This window comes from Bradyrhizobium sp. USDA 4473 (genome assembly GCF_054063335.1).
In genome coordinates this window covers 4,133,642-4,149,821 of sequence record NZ_JBSSGE010000001.1, presented here as the reverse complement: position 1 = coordinate 4,149,821, position 16,180 = coordinate 4,133,642, and the positions used below count along the sequence as shown (strand labels likewise).

Here is a 16,180-nt window from a genome sequence, read left to right as displayed (position 1 = left end):
CTTGGCATAACTCATCACAACTGTCGTCCCTGGAAAGCAGGAACCATAATCACGAATGGGCATTGTTGCGCGATGCTGGAACGACGAGTCTTGTTCATCACATCCGCCGCAGGGTATGGGTCCCTGCTTTCGCAGGGACGACACCGAGTATGCTGCGTGGCGGTGCCCAGTTGATTGTCATCCGGTGGTCGCTTCATGCGGATCGCCGGACGCGCTATAAGCGTCGCACGGTTGATTTGAACCTGCGGGCGGCTTGCGATGGCAATGATGGCTCTTGAACTCGGTCTCCGCGGCGCGGTGGTCGCGCTGTTCCTGGTGGCTTGCGCGGTGCTGTTGCTGCGCTACGCGGCAGTGCATCGCGCCGCGAACCTCGGCGCAAGCATGGGCGTGGCCGGCGCGGCCTACGCGATCAGCACCGCACCGTTTTTTCCCGCATCGACATTCGGCTGGAGCTCGCCAATCGTCGCCTTCGCGATGGGCTCGCCGGTGATTTTCTGGCTGTGGGCGCGCACGATGTTCGACGAGCGCTTTACCCTGCGCCCCTGGCATGCGGCCGCGTGGACGATCCTCGCCGTTCTTGGCGTCGTGAGCCACAATTGCTGGACGATCTGGCCTGATCTCGCGCGGAGCTGCGGCCGGGGGCTGGCACTGGCGACGATCGTCTTCGCCGTGCTGGGGATCACGCAAATCAGCAAGGGATGGCGGATCGCCGCGACAACGGCACGCGGCCGGATGTTGATCGCACTGGTGATCGGCATCGGCCTCCAGATGACCCTTGCGGCCGTGGCCGGGCTCGCCGCGATTCCGACCCGGTCCATCGGACTGAGCGGAGCACTCGGCCTTGCCGCATTCGCGCTGCTGTCGATCTGGACGATGCTGTTCGATCCGCCGGAGAACCAGCCGGCCGTCGCCGGACCGGATTCCGGCGGTCAAGCCAGCCGAGTGTCTGCATCGCTCGCGCCGGCCGACCTGCCGGCTCCGGACCGTGCCCTGCTCCACCGTCTCAAGCACCTCATGACGACCGAGCGGGCCTACCGACAGGAAGGGCTGACCATCGGCCTCCTGGCCGTCAGGCTTGGCATGCCGGAATACCGGTTGCGGACGCTGATCAATGACGGGCTCGGCCACCGCAACTTCAACGCCTTCGTCAACCGTTACCGGCTCGACGAGGCCAAGGCAGCGCTCGGCGACCCCGATCAGGCCGAGGTGCCGGTGCTGACGATCGCGCTCGATGCCGGGTTCCAGTCGCTGGCGCCGTTCAACCGCGCCTTCAAGGCGGACACCGGACTGACGCCGACCGAGTATCGGCGACAGGCGATGGCCACGCAAAAGGCTGCGAACGAGGTGGCAATCACCCGTTCGAGCTGAGAATTTGCTCCTCGATTTCGAAATTCGATGAGCCGGCGCCGATGCAATCTGCCTGATTGTGCCGATGCGGGCGCTGGTCGCGCCCTGAGATGGCAAGCGGAGTGCAACGACCGATGAAGAGTTTCCTCACTGCGGCCAGGCTGCTGGTCCTCGACCTGGCATCGACCCTTGTCTTTCTCGGTCTGTTCCTGCTCACACACAACACCGCGCTCGCGGTCGGCGTCGGCATCGCCTTCGGCGTCGCGCGGATCGGCATCCAGATCGTGCGCGGAAAGCGGATCGACACCATGGAATGGCTCAGCCTGTTCCTGGTGGTCACCGCCGGCACCGCGACCCTGCTCACGAATGACCCGCGCTTCGTGCTGTTCAAGCCGAGCGTGATCTACGCGATCGTCGGCGTCGTGATGCTGAAGCCGGGCTGGCTCAACCGCTATCTGCCCGAGATCGCGCGGACGGTCGTGCCCGATGTCGCCATCAAGGTCGGCTATGCCTGGGCGGCGTTGATGTTCGTCTCCGCCGCCGTCAACGCCTTCGTCGCGCTGACCTGCGCCATCACGACATGGGCCGTCGTGATGCCGATCTTCGGCATCGTCAGCAAGATCGTGGTGTTCGTCGGCGGCTTTGCCGCGATGCGCCTCACCGCGCGGCGCCGCATCCGCGCCATGCCCGAGGCCCAGCGTGCGGCCGTGCTCGCGCTGGAGGGCGGTCCGGCGCCGTTGGCCACAGCGCAGGGGTTACCGTCCGCGAGTGGTTCATGAAACAAACCGGCGCGCGACGAAACCATTTTGCCATGGCGACGAAGAATTGGCGAAACCAAGCCCCCCTAGTGATGGCTTCGACAACGCGCTGCTTCGGCGCGATCACCGCAAGGGGGACATCATGGCTTTCATCGCTTCCGCATTTCGTCACGGCAAACTGCTGGCCGCCACCGCGTTCACGCTCGGTCTGTTGACCTCGGCATCCTATGCCTACACCGACGAGCAGCAGCAGATGTGCACCGGCGATGCGATGCGGCTGTGCAGCTCGGAAATCCCCGACGTCGATCGCGTCACCGCCTGCATGGTCCGCCAGCGCGCGCTGCTCAGCGACGGCTGCAAGGCGGTGTTCCACTACGTGCCGCCGGCAACGGCTCCGCAGCCCGCAAGCTATGCGCCCGCGGCCAAGCCGACGAAACCGCTCAACATCGCCCCTCACAAGCGCGGCTGACAAAACCCCGACGGCGACCAAGCACCGCGCTTCCGGCAACGGGGGCGCGGTGCTTGCTTGTATCCGCGGGCCATGACAACAAGGCAGGACCGTTCATTCGGCATTCAGCCTGACGCGGCTCAATTGCCGGTCCCCAATGCCTCCCGGGAATCGATGGTGATGCGCGGCACCTTGCTCTTTGCGCTCCTGCTTGGAGCCGGCGTCACGATGGGTTGGCATGCAACGGCCAATGCCGCGCCGGACCTGACGCAGCTCGCGCAAGCGCAGACTGCGCCCTCGCCGGCCCCGGCGCCGGGCGCGACACCGGCGGCGCCTGCAACATCGACGGCTGCAACACCTGCGCCCGCGGCCCCGGCCGCGGCGCCCGAGCCGATCGGCAACGTCGCGACGCTGACCGGAACCGCCACGGTGACGCGCAACAACACCACGACGCCGCTGCAGATCCGCGACGACATCTTTGCCAATGACGACGTCGCGACAGCGGCGACCTCCTCGCTCGGCATCACCTTCAACGACGGCACCACGTTCAACCTGCGCGCCAACGCCAGGATCACGATCGACAATTATGTCTACGAGGATGGCGGCCAGCAGAACAGCGCGCTGTTCAACGTCGCCAGGGGAACGGCGGCCTTCGTCGCCGCCGCGGTCGCCAAGACCGGCAACATGAAGATCGCGACGCCGACCGCAACGCTTGGCATCCGCGGCACCACCGGCCTCGTCGAAGTGCCGGAAGGCGCCACCGCGACCAGCGACAATGTCGGCATCAAGCTCTATCCCGACGCCGACGGGCATGTCGGCCGCATCGAGGTCAATGATCGCAGCGGCGCCTCGCTCGGCGTGCTGACGCGCGGCGCGAGCGGCTTTGCGATTCGTCCAGGCAGCGGCGGCGCGCGCTTTGCGGCGGTGCCGCTCACGATCTCCCCGCAACAGGTCGCGCGCGACCAAGGCTTTGTGCGCGCGGTGCATTCGGCGCAGACGCTGGGCCGTCAGGTTGTCACCGAGCAGCGCGACTTCCGCCGCGCCAATCCGGATTTCCGCAGGACCAATCCGACGGCGCCCTATCCGAACCGCGGCCAGCCGGTGCAGCCGAACCCGCAACGCCAGAACGGCCTGCCGGGCCAGAACCGCAACGCCCCGCAGCAGCCGGGTCAGCAGCAGAACCGCCCGGGCCAGTTGCCGCAGCCCGGCCAGCAAAACCGTCCCGGCCAGCCGCAGCAACCGGGCACGCCCGGTCGGCAGGGGTCGCAACAGCCGGGCCCGCAACAGCAAGGCGGCGCACAGCACGCGCTGCCCGGCCAGCCCGGCGGCACCACCTTGCCGCACGCACCCGGTTTGCAGACGCCGGCCGGACAACAGCCCGCGGGACAGCAACAGCCTGCACGACAGGGCGGCGCGACGCAGCCCGGCGGACAGCAGCCGGCACGTCAAGGCGGTCTGCAGCCCGGACGCACGCCAGCGCCAGGCGGCGTGCGCCAGCCGGGACAACCAGCGGCTCAACCCGGCGTGCCGCGACAGGGCACGGCGGAGCCGGTGCCCCAGGCACCCGGCGAGGTGCGGCCCCGCATCCAGCAGGCCGCACCGGGCGCGCGTCCCGGCATGCAGCGGCCCGTCGTGCAGGTACGCCCCGGCTTGACGCAACGGCGCGCACCGCCGCCGCGCGCGGCCAAGCCGCCGCCCAGGGATAAGCGACATTACTGAGCGATCGCGTCGATAAACGAATGTGGCGCCGATCGACGAACAGCGGCAGGTCAGCCCCGCCTGGTGATCACCGCCTCCAGATATTCGCTTGGAATGACCAGCGTCCCGTCCTTGGCGACATTGAACTGATCCATCAGGGCGAACATGTCGGTGGCGAGCAATTGCTGCTTGACCGTGTCGATCGCGCCGAAGGCCTTCAGCACCGGACCGTAATAGGTGCGGAAGATCTCGAGGAAATGCTCCCGCGACCTGTAGCGGAAGTTGAAGTGCCTGCGCTTGGCATCGACCGCCGCCTGCGGGCCGAACAGCATGCCGAGATGCGCCTCGGTGCCCCACAGGGCGGGAGACTTCACGCCCGGGGCCGGCGGCACATATTTGCCGATGGTCCTGAACACCTGGCCGATGAACCCTTCCGGCGTCCAGTTCGCAAGGCCGATCTTGCCACTGACGCGGCAGACCCGGCGCAGTTCATTGGCGGCCTGCTGCTGATCGGCGGCGAACATGACGCCGAAGGTCGACAACACGACGTCGAAGCTTGCATCGGCAAACGGCAGCTTCTCCGCATCCGCTTCCTGGAAGGTGACGGGCAGACGCTCCGCCGCCGCCCGCTCGCGCCCGCGCTCGAGCAGCGCGCCGACATAGTCGGTCGAGACCACATCGGCAAAGCGCCGCGCCGCGGCCAGCGTCGCGTTGCCGTTGCCGGCGGCGACGTCGAGCACCATCTGATTGCTGCGCAGGTCGACGGCCTCGCAGAGCGTCTCGCCGACGATCTGAAGCGTGGTGCCGACGATCGCGTAGTCCCCCGAACTCCAGGTGGCCTGCTGGCGCGCCTTGACCGCGGCGAGATCGACGACGGGCATTTCGGCTTGAACGTTCATTGTGCATCTCCTTTGAAAATGTCGTGCGGCTCACGGCTTCACCGAAAATCCGCGACCTGCGTTGGAAAGCATCGTGTCAGTGCAATGACTTCAAGGTGCTGCGAGCTAGGTGCGATAGCCGAGAAGGACCGGGATGCTGGATGCGGCGACAACGGTCCAATCCGAGCGATGCCTGCAGCCACGCTTGCTCCGCTCAGACCAAACGGCCTGCTGCGCCAGGGTTGGACTGTTTTTCCGAACGACAGGCTGCTCTGCTCGCGTGAACACGGGTGAGGACAAACCCGCGATCATCAGCCCGAGCACTGCGCTTCGAATGATCGGCCGGGCGCAGCTTTTGCCTGCGGCCTTCGACCTTCGGCCGCCGGGCTCGCGCGGCATCAAACGGTCGGCTTGCCGTTCGCGATGTTCGAGCATGCCTGCGACCGATCGATTGACGAGCCGGCGGATGCGCAAGAGCAGGAAGGAAAAATGCTTTCGCACCGGACTAGAAATGGACTCCATGAATGAAATCGACATCATCGTTTCCTTGATCGAAGTGTGATGGCGCCCCGGATCGTGCTTCGGCCGAGATGCACCATGCGACGCCCGCGCGGGCGTCATTCGGCTGCAATGGGCGGTTCGACCGGATCGCCACGCACCACGACGGTTGCCGCGACCTTGTAGAATTCCTCGCCCGGCATGCCGACGCAGCGCGCATGGTCCCGGATCGAGTCGCCGTCGCGCGCCTCGTAGATGCAGAATGTGCCGATGCGACCATCTGCCTCATGCACCACATAGCTGCGGATCCAGCGGACACGGTCCGGCATCTGCTCGTCGCCGATCCTGGCGGACGTAGCGCCGGCGCGCTCGAGCTCGCTCATGTCTGTCCAGGCGCTCGGACGGCGAATGACATAGAGTTCCATCGAAATCTCCCTCGGTTGGGACGGTTGAACAGCAGGCGGCGGTGATCGCGGCCATGCTCAGCTATAGGCGCGGTCAACGCCAACTGTCCTTACCGCGGGCTGATCATTGTCTGATCTTTGCCTGAACCTTTTCCGGAAACCCCGGACCTATACACATGGCATTCTCATTTGGACTGTTCGAGCTTGATGAAGCTGGACGCGTGCTGCTGTGCGCGCGTCAAGAGGTCGCTTTGCAGCCACGTGTGTTCGACCTGCTGGTCTATCTCGTTCGACACCGCGACCGCGTCATCTCCAAGGACGAACTCCTCGACGCCGTGTGGCCCGATGTAACGGTCACCGACAACTCGCTGCAGCGTGCGGTGAGTTCGTTGCGCGCCGCGCTGCGCAAAGGTGGCATGGACGGCGCGATCCGGAACCTGCCGGGCAAAGGCTATCGGTTCTTCGTCGAGTCCGAGATCAGGCCGCCGGAACGCATCGACCACGCGGGCGCCGATGCCGCCGTCGGTGCAATCGGTGCAATCGGCCTTGCCCGCCGCGCAGCCGCCGGACAAATGTGGCTGCAAGCCGCAACCCTGTTCGCGAGCGCAGATGAAAACGGCGGGCTGAACGCCGACGATTTGCACAATTGGGCGCTTGCCCTGCAATGCCTCGGCAAGACCACGGCCGCCATTCCGATTCTGGTTCGCGCGGTCGCCGCGCGCAGCGAGGCCGGCGACGCTGCCGGCGCCGCGGTCGACGCGATCGCGCTCTCGGGCCTGCATTTCGAGAGCGGTCAGGCCGCGATCGGAAAGGGCTGGCTTGCGCGCGCCGAAGATTGGGCCTCGCGGATCGACGATCCTGCAACGACGGCCCTGCTGCTATGGATGAAGTCGAAACTGGCTGCGTTCGACGGCGAGCCGGAACAGGCGCTCGCATTGGCCGACGCGGCCTATTCGTCGGTCAAATACAAGGACGCGCTCAACATCGAGGCGCTGAGCCTGGCCTATCGCGGCTTCTATCGGCTCTGTCTCGGCGACACGCATGGCGGACTTGCCGATCAGGATCATGCTGCGGCCGTTGCGCTGTCCAGCACCAATTTGGACCCGATCATGGGCGGCAGCCTCTACTGCAACATACTCTGGGCAGCCCGGATGTTCGGAGATTGGGCACGGGCCGACCAGTGGACACGGAGCTACCAGAATTTCTGCTCGGGCAGCGGCATGGAACTGACGGGTTCATGCCAGCTGCACCGCTCCGAGGTGCTCGGCATCCGGGGCTCGCTCGACGAGGCGCTGGCGCGCATCCAGGACGCGCTCGCGCGGCTGACCAGCGATGCGCCGTGGTCGATGGGCGATGCCAATCGGGTGCTGGGCGATATCCTGGCTGCGATCGGTGACGATGACGCAGCACTTGAAGCCTATGACCGGGCCTACACGCTGGGCTGGTGTCCGGAGCCGGGCCGCGCCATGCTGCTGCTCGCAAGAGGCGAAGCCGAAGCCGCCTATGCAAGCCTCGAACGGAGCTTGATCGGCAAGACCTGGTGGACATTGCAACGCCGGGGAATCCTGCTCGCGCATCTGGCGCTGGTTGCCGCACACACCAATCGGAGCGGTCGGGCGAAGGCATTGATCTGCGAGCTTTCGGGAAATCCCGATCGCTGGCCGATGCCCTCGATCCGCGCACTCACCAACGAAGCGCAGGCGATCCTCGCGCTGTCCCGGCAGGATCATGAAGCGGCGATGCGGCATCTGCATCTCGCCCGCCAATTGTGGTCGAGCATTGAGGGGCGAGTTCAGATCGTACGGCTGAGATTGCAGATTTCCAGGCTCCAGCTCGAGCGTGGCGACACGCGCGGCGCCATGGCCGAGGTTCATGCGGCGCGGCTTCTGGCCGGTGAACTGGGCTCGCCCCGGCGGGTTGCCGACTGCGTGGCCTTGCAGCGTGACATTGACGCCTGGCGGCCAACCGCACGACGTCAGATGTGCGGCTGATCACGCCGCGCGGCGCAGCCAGTCGCGCACGCGCTCGATCAGGTTCTTGCGCGGGGTCGGTTGGACGGCGGTGACAGCCGGCGCGATCGTGCGCGCGGATGGCGGCAGCGCTTCGGGTGCCGCCGGCTCCACGACAGGCTCGGGCTCGACTGCCTTGCCGGCCTCGGCAGCGGTGTGCGCGGGCGCCATGACCGGCTGATCCGATGCGGCATCCGCCGCCGGCATCTCCACCAGATGGGACGTATCCGCCGTGACCGGCAGCTCTGCAGCCGCTTCGGCGTCCACGGGCGCTTGCGCGGCAACATCGGCGACGGCAGGCGTCTCGCCGGCCTCGGGCACGTCAACGATCGGCTCGTCGGCGCCAAGGCGTGCGCGGCGGCGCTCGGCAGCCGCAAGCCGCAGGCGCGCGCGCCGTTCGCGCTCGGCGTTTGCCGCGGCCTGCAAGGCGATCGGACCGACATTTTCCAGGAACACGCGCTCATAGCCGCGCGACAGGCGATCGAGCGCGTCGTCGAGCGGCAGCCAGTCCACCTCCCTGACGTCGCTCATCAACGCGCGCACCGGCTTGCCGCCGGCATCCATGCGCCAGTAGTGCACCACCTTGGAGCGCCCACCTGAATCATAGACCAGCGTGCCGAGGAATTCATGCACGTCGACGGCATGACCGGTTTCCTCCAGCACCTCGCGCTCGGCCGCGGCGCGCGCGGTCTCACCGTCGTCGAGCTTGCCCTTCGGCAACACCCATTCATTGCGCTTGCGCAGGCGCACGACGGCGAAGCGCGGCGGCGACTCCCGCCGCAGCACAATGCCTCCCGCCGCCAGAACAGGCGTCCGCGCCATCTCGTGTCCATCAGGTTTGCGATTTAGGATCGTCGCACGACGATCCCGGACATTCTAAAGCATGATCTCGAAAAGTGGAAATCGGTTTTCATGCTCAAACATTGAGCCGATGCGCGCGTGCGATCAGATTGCGGGCTTGCGCAACAAAGGTTCGCCGCATTTGATCCGCGTTCCTTCCGCGACATTGTCGCAGAACTCGAAATGATCCGGCGCCAGCACGATGATGGTCGAGCCGTGCTCGAACCAGCCGAGCTCATCACCCTTCTTCACATGCACGTCACAGGGGAAATCCACCGGGCCGCGCGACTGCGCGTTCAGCGTGACGTCGAGGAAGTGCAGGCGGAGGCTGGCCACCAGGATCGCCGCCACCGGAACCAGCGTCAGTGCCTCGCCGGTCGGCAGCTTTCCGCGCAACACCGCGCGTTCGTTCTTGCAGAACAGCCGCTCGATCCGCTTCAGCGCGATCGGATTGACGTTCCAGACGTCGCCATGAATGAATGTCACCTTGTCGATCGCGAGGTCATAGGGCGCGTGGAAGCGGTGATACATGCTGGACGTCAGCCGCAGCGTGACGAAGCGGCCGTTTTTGTGCTGCTCCACCAATGCGGGATCGCCGAGCAGGTCGAGCAGCGAATAGGGCGCGCCCTTGACCTGGAACAACTGCCCGTCCTCGATCCGGCCATGCGCGCCGATGATCGCGTCCGACGGGCTCGCGATGATGGCGGGATCGGCCGCCGCCGGGCGCAGGCCGGGCTTGAGCTCGCGGGTGAAGCAATCGTGCAGGCTCCTGAACTCGGTCTTCTTCGCCTCCGACAGATCGAGGTCGGAGAACAGCTTCCAGCAGGCGATCGAGGCGTCGCGCACCAGGGGGTTCTCGAGCTTGGAGAACCAGCCCATGAAACGGGTCAGCGCCGCCCGCGGAATCCGGTTGGTGAGCAGGAAATTGAGGTCTTCCTGCTGGGTGAATGCCGAGATCAGGCCCTTGACTGTCATGAATCTGTTAGGTGCCGAGGCTAGCGCTTCTGTCATGGAAACATCCCTTCCGATTCTCTCGCTGTCCGCCGCCGCGCTTGCCGGCGCCGCCGCAGCTTTCCCCAAAATCCAGGCCCGCCTCGCGCTGTCGCGGGCCAAGCACCGCTCCCTGACCGGACATTCCAAAATGTCCAAGATGGTCGCGCGCATGGTGCCGCACTACGAATTCGACATCGACGCGTTCTTCTGCTCCGACGGAGCGCCGAAGGACATCGCGATGCAGCGACAGGACGGCTTCTTCCGCCTCGCCGGCCTCTACCAGGACCGCTACTCGAAGGGCCGCGCGCTTACCGCAGAGGTGACCGAGCGGATCTCCGACCTGCAATTCACCGAAACCTACCGGGTGCCGTTCCAGTATAGCCGCCTGGTGCGCGAGCATCTGCGGCACCTCGGCCTTCGTGCAGGCCTCCAGCGGCGTCACCGTGACCGACGTCGACGGCAATGTGGCCTACGACCTGACCGGCTCCTACGGCGTCAACATCTTCGGCAACGACTTCTACAAGGAGTGCATCGCCGAGGGTGAGAAGCGGGCGCAGGGGCTCGGCCCGGTGCTCGGCCCCTACCATCCGATCATTGCCGACAATGTGAAGCGGCTGTGCGAGCTCTCCGGCCTCGACGAGGTCTCGTTCCACATGTCCGGCACCGAGGCGGTGATGCAGGCGGTGAGGCTTGCGCGCTACCACACCAGGCGGACCCATCTGGTTCGCTTCGCCGGCAGCTATCACGGCTGGTGGGGCGAGGTGCAGCCCGGCGTCGGCAATCCGGTGTCGCCGCACGAGACCTACACGCTCGCCGACATGTCGGAGAAGACCCTGCATGTGCTGCGCACCCGCAAGGATATCGCCTGCGTGCTGGTCAATCCGTTGCAGGCGCTGCATCCGAACTCCAACGCGCCCGGCGATTCCGCGCTGGTCGATTCCTCGCGCTCCTCCAAATACGACCGCGCCGCCTACACCGATTGGCTGAAAAAGCTGCGCGAAGTCTGCACCGAGCGCGGCATCGTGCTGATCTTCGACGAGGTGTTCGTCGGCTTCCGCCTCGCCGCCGGCGGCGCCCAGGACTATTTCGGCGTCAAGGCCGACATGGCGACCTACGGCAAGAGCCTGGCCGGCGGATTGCCGATCGGCGTGGTCTGCGGCCGCAAGGACCTGATGCGGCGCTTCCGCGACGACCGTCCGGCCGACATCTGCTTTGCCCGCGGCACCTTCAACTCGCATCCCTATGTGATGACGGCGATGGACGAATTCCTGAGCCGGCTCGCCAGCCCGAACTTCCGCTCGATCTACAACGGGCTCGACGAGACCTGGAACGGCCGCGCCAAGGCGCTCAACGACCGCCTCACGGCCGCAGGCCTGCCGGTTCGCGTCGGCAACATCTCGTCGATCTGGACCGTCTATTACACCGAGCCGTCCCGCTACAACTGGATGCTGCAATACTATCTGCGCGCCGAGGGGCTGGCGCTGAGCTGGGTCGGCACCGGCCGCCTGATCTTCACCCTGAACTACACCGACGCCGATTTCGCCGAGGTTGCCAACCGTTTCGTCGCCGCGTCCGAAAAGATGAAGCGCGACGGCTGGTGGTGGCACAAGGAAGGTCTCACCAACAAGACCATCAAGCGGCAGATCCTCAAGGAGATGGTCGCCGTGAGGCTTGGGCGCTGAGCATACTGCGCCTTTCAGGCCGTTCCGCACTGTGCCGGCCAGAAAACGCAGAACAACCCCATGCAAAGTAGCCCCGTCGCCCGGATGGAGCGAAGCGAAATCCGGGATCAGTCGCGGAGACGGTGAGAGTTGCCCCGGATTGCGCTGCGCTCCATCCGGGCTACAAGCTGAGGCCACCCAGTCTGCTTTCGTTGACATTGTTAGCACCGTCATTCCGGGATGGTCCGAAGGACCAGACCACAGATGCGCACTGCGCATCGGGGAATCTCGAGATCCCGCGTTCGATGCTGCGCATCGCCCCGGAATGACGATGCTCTTAAGACGGAGATGCCCGGGACAAGCCCGGGCATGACGCAAGTTTGCTGACGCTGGGAGCAACGATCAGGCGTGCTTGACGTGCTTCTCGAGACCCGGATCGATCAGCTCGCCCTTCATCAGGAACAGCGGCGCCTTGTGATAGAGCTTCAGGTCGTTGAACGGGTCGGTGACGATCTTGGTCATCCAGACGAGGCCGGTCTCGACGTCGCGGATGAAGAACAGATGGATGGTGCGGAACAACAGGCCGCCGATGCCGACCACGAGCCAGATCTTGGCGACCTGACGGGTGAAGTCGCCCATCGTGACCCAGGGCTTGAACAGGCCGAACAGGGTCGGATCGAAGTACAGCACCATCGGCGATAGCGCCCAGATCGCCATCAGCACGACCTTGCGCTGCAGATTGTAGCCGACCTTGATGTCTTCCTTGTGCTCGTGGGTCGCCTGGTTGACGTGGTCATAGCCTTTCGGCTCGAAGAAGAAGTGACCGGCCTGGCGCGAGGTCATCGAGACCAGCCAGCCGACCAGCGCCGACACGACCGGATCGAAGAACAGCATCACATAGGCGAACAGGAAGCTCAGCGCGCTGACGAAGTGCAGGCTCTGGTTGATCCGGCTGTGATGGTAGAAGCGATGGTCATCCCAACGCTGGGTACGCAGCTCTTGCAGGAAGTTCTTGATCATTGGTTCCCCCAACATCTTTCGGGACAGGATTTACAGGGATTCGATGTATCGCGTGTGACATCATCATAATGACATATGACAATGCGGAGCGACGCCTTGACGCAACCGGAGCAGGGTTTCGCCTCATCCCGGCGAAATTTGCGGGATAAGGCGGAGAGGATCGTAGCCTCCCGGTTTTGCGGCGCACTGTGCGACCTCATCCGGGAGGACCGGCGGGCCGGGGCCCGCCTGCCGCTCAGGCGGCCTTGGCGACGTCCGCCTTGCGGAAGCGGACCAGCGAGAAATGGCCGAGCGGCGGGATCAGGCGGCGCTCCGCGAGCTCCATGCCGCGCGCGCCGGCCAGCCACTTGGTGTAGCGCGACCAGGCGAATTCGGCGGTCCGGAACCCGAGCGGGCGCACCACCGGCTGCAGCTTCTGCTCGATGAAGCGGCGGACGCCGGCATCGGCGCTGACGCGGGTCAGGATGATCAATTCGCCGCCCGGACGAACCACGCGGGCGAATTCGTCGAGCGCGGCTTCCGGGTTCGGCACCGCCGACAGCACGTACTGCGCCATCACCACGTCGAACGAATTCTCGGGGAATTCGAGCTTCTCGGCGTCCATCACCGCGAGGCCCTCGACATTCTTCAGGCCCTGCCCGGCAACCCGCTTCCGGGCCTTCTCGAGCATGGCTTCCGAGATGTCGGTGCCGAAGATGCGCACGTTCGGGCTATAGAGCGGCAGCGAGATGCCGGTGCCGACGCCGACCTCGAGCACGCGGCCGCCGATCTTGTTGGTGGCCTGGATCGCAGCCTGCCGGCCCTTGCTGAACACGCCGCCGAACACGAGGTCGTAGATCGGCGCCCAGCGGTCGTAGGCCTGCTCGACCGTCTCGCGGTCGAAGTCCATGGAACGGTCGGCGCCCAGCTTGATGATTTCAGCCATAGAGAGTCTCTCGTCTTTCGTTCGATTGAGCTGTTAATTCGGAACCGCACTGCGGCCGGCGACGCGGCGTGCGGGCCGCGGCGCGCGGCTCGGCTGCAACGTGGCCAGATTGCCGATGAACTGACGCGCACTGTTTTCCCAGGAACGCTCCAACGCGAAATTGCGGCAGTCGGCGCGCGACATGTTCAGCGCGCGCAGGCAGGCGGCGCGCAGATCGTTGTCGATCGCGCCGATCGGATGGTTGGCAATCACGTCTTTCGGGCCGGTGACCGGGAACGCCGCCACCGGCGTGCCGCAGGCCAGCGCCTCGAGCTGCACGACGCCGAAGGTGTCGGTCAGGCTGGGAAACACGAAGACGTCGGCAGCGGCGAGGTGCGAGGTCAGGTCCTGGCCCTTCTTCTCGCCGAGGAAAATCGCGTCGGGATGTTTCTGTTGCAGGGCCGCCCGTTGCGGCCCGTCGCCGACCACGACCTTGGAGCCCGGCAGGTCGAGCGACAGGAAGGCGTCGAGATTCTTCTCCACCGCGACGCGGCCCATCGTCATGAAGATCGGCCGCGGCAGGTCGAGCAGCGCCGGCTGGTCGGGATTGAAGATCCTGGTGTCGACGCCGCGGGTCCAGAAGCCGAGCCGGCGGAAGCCGCGCTCGGCAAGCTCTGAGCGCAGCGAGTCGGTCGCGACCATCGTCATCGAGCCGGCGGCATGGAAGTGCCGCAGCACCGCGTAGCCGACGCTGTCCGGAATGCCGGTGCGCACGGAAACATATTCCGGAAAGCGCGTTGTGTAGGATGTGGTGAAGGCGAGCTTGTTGCGCCGGCAATAGCCGCGCACCGACCAGCCGATCGGTCCTTCGGTGGCGATGTGGATCGCCTCGGGCGCGGCCTCCTCGATCCGGCGCGCGATCTCGCGGCGGTTCGGCAGCGCCATTCGCAGGCCGGGATATGTCGGCACGCCGACCGAGCGGAAGCCGTCGGGAGTGAGGAATTCGATCTCGGCGCCGAGCGTCTCGGCGCTGCGCGCAAGCGACGTCAGCGTCCGGACCACGCCGTTGACTTGCGGATGCCAGGCATCGGTCGCAACGAGTATGCGCATTGCAGGAGATCCAAATCGTTAATCTTGATTCTGCTCGCACGACGTTCTGACATGGATGTTTCAAACGTATGACGTCATCGAAATGTTAGGTTGTTTTTCCCGGTGGGCCGCCGGTTTTTCGTGTAAGATGACAATCAGATGTCAGAGCAGAGTGAAAATCCCGGTACGGTGCGCCGCAGGCTCAGACGGCGAAACTCGTCGCTCCTGATCCTCGCGACCGGGATGCTCGTGTTCGCGATCGCCGCCGGCACGCTGTACTACGCGCTGCGTCCGGTGACGCTGTCGATCGCGGTCGGCCCGACCGGCAGTGAGGACGTCAAGCTGGTCCAGGGCTTCGCCCAGGCGTTTGCGCATGGCGGCAGCTCGGTGCGGCTGAAGCCGGTGACCACGCAGGGCGCGGCCGAAAGCATCGCGCTGTTCACTGCGAACAAGGTCGACCTCGCGGTGGTGCGCGGCGATCTCGATCTGCCGGCGAGCGCCGAGTCGGTTGCGATCCTGCGCAAGAATGTCGTCGTGCTGTGGGCGCCCGCGGGGGCGAAGGGCAAGCGGCGGTCCGCGAAGATCAAGACCATCGACGATCTCGCCGGCCACAAGGTCGGCGTGGTCGGCAGCACCCAGGCCAACGTCACGCTGCTGCGCGTGATCCTGAGCGAGTCCGGCGTCAATCCCGACAAGGTCACGATCAGCCAGTTCGCCGTCAACAAGGTCGCCGACCTCGCACGCGATCCGTCGCTCGACGCCTACATGACCGTCGGCCCGCTCGACAGCAAGGTGACGGCGGAAGCGATCGCGGCGACGGCGGCCGCGCGCGGCGAACCGGTGTTCCTCCCGATCGACGTCTCGGAAGCGATCGCGCAGAAGCATCCGCGCTATGAGTCCGAGGAGATCGCCGGCAGCATCTTCTCGTCGTCGCCGGCACGGCCCGAGGACAAGGTCGAGACCGTCGGCGTCAATCACCTCATCATCGCGCAGCACGCGCTGGAGGAATCGACCGTCGGCGCGCTCGACCGGCAATTGTTCACGCAGCGGCTCCAGGTCGCGCGCGACCTGCCGGCGGCCGCCAAGATCGAGAAGCCGGACACCGACAAGGACGCAGCACTTCCGGCGCATCAGGGCGCCGCGGCCTATATCGACGGCACCGAGCGTACCTTCCTGGAGAAATACTCCGATTACATCTGGGGCGGCATCCTGCTGATCTCCGGCCTCGGTTCGGCCGGCGCCTGGCTGCGACACTACATGAAGCGCAACGAACGCGAGCACTACATCGTCCATCGCGACAATCTGCTGAAACTGATCTCGCGGGTGCGCGGCGCCGAGACAGTGGAGGAGCTCGCGGCGATGCAGGGCGACGCGGACGCGCTGCTGCGCGAGGCGCTCGATTGCTACGACGACGGCGCGATCGAGGAAGGCGACCTCTCGGTGATCGGGCTGACGCTCGAGCAATTCCACCACGCCGTCTCCGATCGCCGCGCGGTGATCAACAGCGAGAAGCCGGGCCTGCCGCGGATGCGCGCCGGCTAGGCGCGCGCACGCCGATTGCACCGAGAGCAATGTGTACCGAGAGCAATGTTTGGATTGCGCCTGGATGCGCGCGTGGCCATGTATGAGTACG

Annotated in this window: 14 protein-coding genes and 1 pseudogene; 7 read left to right on the top strand and 8 right to left on the bottom strand. The window is 65.7% G+C overall.

Annotated elements, in window-relative coordinates:
* Positions 1-297 precede the first annotated feature (297 nt).
* The 4 genes from ACVW17_RS19250 to ACVW17_RS19235 all read left to right on the top strand — a co-directional run bounded on the left by ACVW17_RS19250 (position 298) and on the right by ACVW17_RS19235 (position 4,272).
* The gene (locus ACVW17_RS19250) at positions 298-1,368 is read left to right on the top strand and encodes a helix-turn-helix domain-containing protein (protein WP_456753331.1); all 1,071 of its coding nucleotides are present in this window, start codon (positions 298-300) and stop codon (positions 1,366-1,368) included.
* 113 nt (positions 1,369-1,481) lie between these two features.
* Entirely contained in the window at positions 1,482-2,126 is a 645-nt protein-coding gene (locus ACVW17_RS19245; protein ID WP_456753330.1) for an inner membrane-spanning protein YciB, read from the top strand.
* A gap of 121 nt (positions 2,127-2,247) precedes the next feature.
* A complete protein-coding gene (locus ACVW17_RS19240; RefSeq protein ID WP_456753329.1) occupies positions 2,248-2,574 on the top strand; it encodes a hypothetical protein in 327 nt (108 codons plus the stop codon).
* A 159-nt stretch (positions 2,575-2,733) separates the two neighbouring features.
* Positions 2,734-4,272 (top strand): FecR domain-containing protein, encoded by a 1,539-nt coding sequence (locus ACVW17_RS19235; RefSeq protein WP_456797794.1) that lies wholly within the window; start codon positions 2,734-2,736, stop codon positions 4,270-4,272.
* A gap of 50 nt (positions 4,273-4,322) precedes the next feature.
* On the opposite strand, the gene ACVW17_RS19230 is transcribed toward ACVW17_RS19235, so the two are convergent.
* From ACVW17_RS19230 to ACVW17_RS19220, 3 genes are all read right to left on the bottom strand, one after another.
* A complete protein-coding gene (locus ACVW17_RS19230) occupies positions 4,323-5,150 on the bottom strand; it encodes a class I SAM-dependent methyltransferase (protein ID WP_456753327.1) in 828 nt (275 codons plus the stop codon).
* 105 nt (positions 5,151-5,255) lie between these two features.
* A complete protein-coding gene (locus tag ACVW17_RS19225; RefSeq protein WP_456753326.1) occupies positions 5,256-5,666 on the bottom strand; it encodes a hypothetical protein in 411 nt (136 codons plus the stop codon).
* A gap of 80 nt (positions 5,667-5,746) precedes the next feature.
* On the bottom strand, positions 5,747-6,052 hold the full coding sequence (locus ACVW17_RS19220; RefSeq protein WP_456753325.1) for a nickel-binding protein: 306 nt from the start codon (positions 6,050-6,052) through the stop codon (positions 5,747-5,749).
* Between the two features lie 155 nt (positions 6,053-6,207).
* On the opposite strand from ACVW17_RS19220, the gene ACVW17_RS19215 reads away from it, so the two are divergent.
* Positions 6,208-8,022, top strand: coding sequence for a winged helix-turn-helix domain-containing protein (locus ACVW17_RS19215; RefSeq protein WP_456753324.1), 1,815 nt, complete (start codon positions 6,208-6,210; stop codon positions 8,020-8,022).
* Here ACVW17_RS19215 and ACVW17_RS19210 read toward each other — a convergent pair whose 3' ends face one another.
* On the bottom strand, positions 8,023-8,862 hold the full coding sequence (locus tag ACVW17_RS19210; protein ID WP_456753323.1) for an NUDIX domain-containing protein: 840 nt from the start codon (positions 8,860-8,862) through the stop codon (positions 8,023-8,025). It lies immediately after the preceding gene.
* A 123-nt stretch (positions 8,863-8,985) separates the two neighbouring features.
* On the bottom strand, positions 8,986-9,855 hold the full coding sequence (asd, locus tag ACVW17_RS19205) for an archaetidylserine decarboxylase (protein ID WP_456753322.1): 870 nt from the start codon (positions 9,853-9,855) through the stop codon (positions 8,986-8,988).
* A gap of 34 nt (positions 9,856-9,889) precedes the next feature.
* Here asd and ACVW17_RS19200 point away from each other — a divergent pair.
* A pseudogene (locus ACVW17_RS19200) lies at positions 9,890-11,555 on the top strand (aminotransferase class III-fold pyridoxal phosphate-dependent enzyme).
* A gap of 381 nt (positions 11,556-11,936) precedes the next feature.
* Here the strand turns inward: ACVW17_RS19200 and ACVW17_RS19195 are convergent.
* The 3 genes from ACVW17_RS19195 to ACVW17_RS19185 form a co-directional block, all read right to left on the bottom strand.
* Positions 11,937-12,554: a hypothetical protein gene (locus tag ACVW17_RS19195; RefSeq protein WP_057014961.1), complete on the bottom strand. Its 618-nt coding sequence runs from the start codon at positions 12,552-12,554 to the stop codon at positions 11,937-11,939.
* Positions 12,555-12,789: 235 nt separating this feature from the next.
* Entirely contained in the window at positions 12,790-13,479 is a 690-nt protein-coding gene (locus ACVW17_RS19190) for a class I SAM-dependent methyltransferase (protein ID WP_456753320.1), read from the bottom strand.
* Positions 13,480-13,512: 33 nt separating this feature from the next.
* Complete coding sequence (locus ACVW17_RS19185; protein WP_456753319.1) at positions 13,513-14,568, bottom strand: glycosyltransferase family 4 protein; 1,056 nt, start codon at positions 14,566-14,568, stop codon at positions 13,513-13,515.
* A gap of 138 nt (positions 14,569-14,706) precedes the next feature.
* Between ACVW17_RS19185 and ACVW17_RS19180 the strand changes: the two genes are divergently transcribed.
* Positions 14,707-16,089 carry a TAXI family TRAP transporter solute-binding subunit gene (locus ACVW17_RS19180; RefSeq protein WP_456753318.1) on the top strand — a complete coding sequence of 461 codons (1,383 nt, stop codon included), beginning with the start codon at positions 14,707-14,709 and terminating at the stop codon, positions 16,087-16,089.
* Positions 16,090-16,180: the final 91 nt, after the last annotated feature.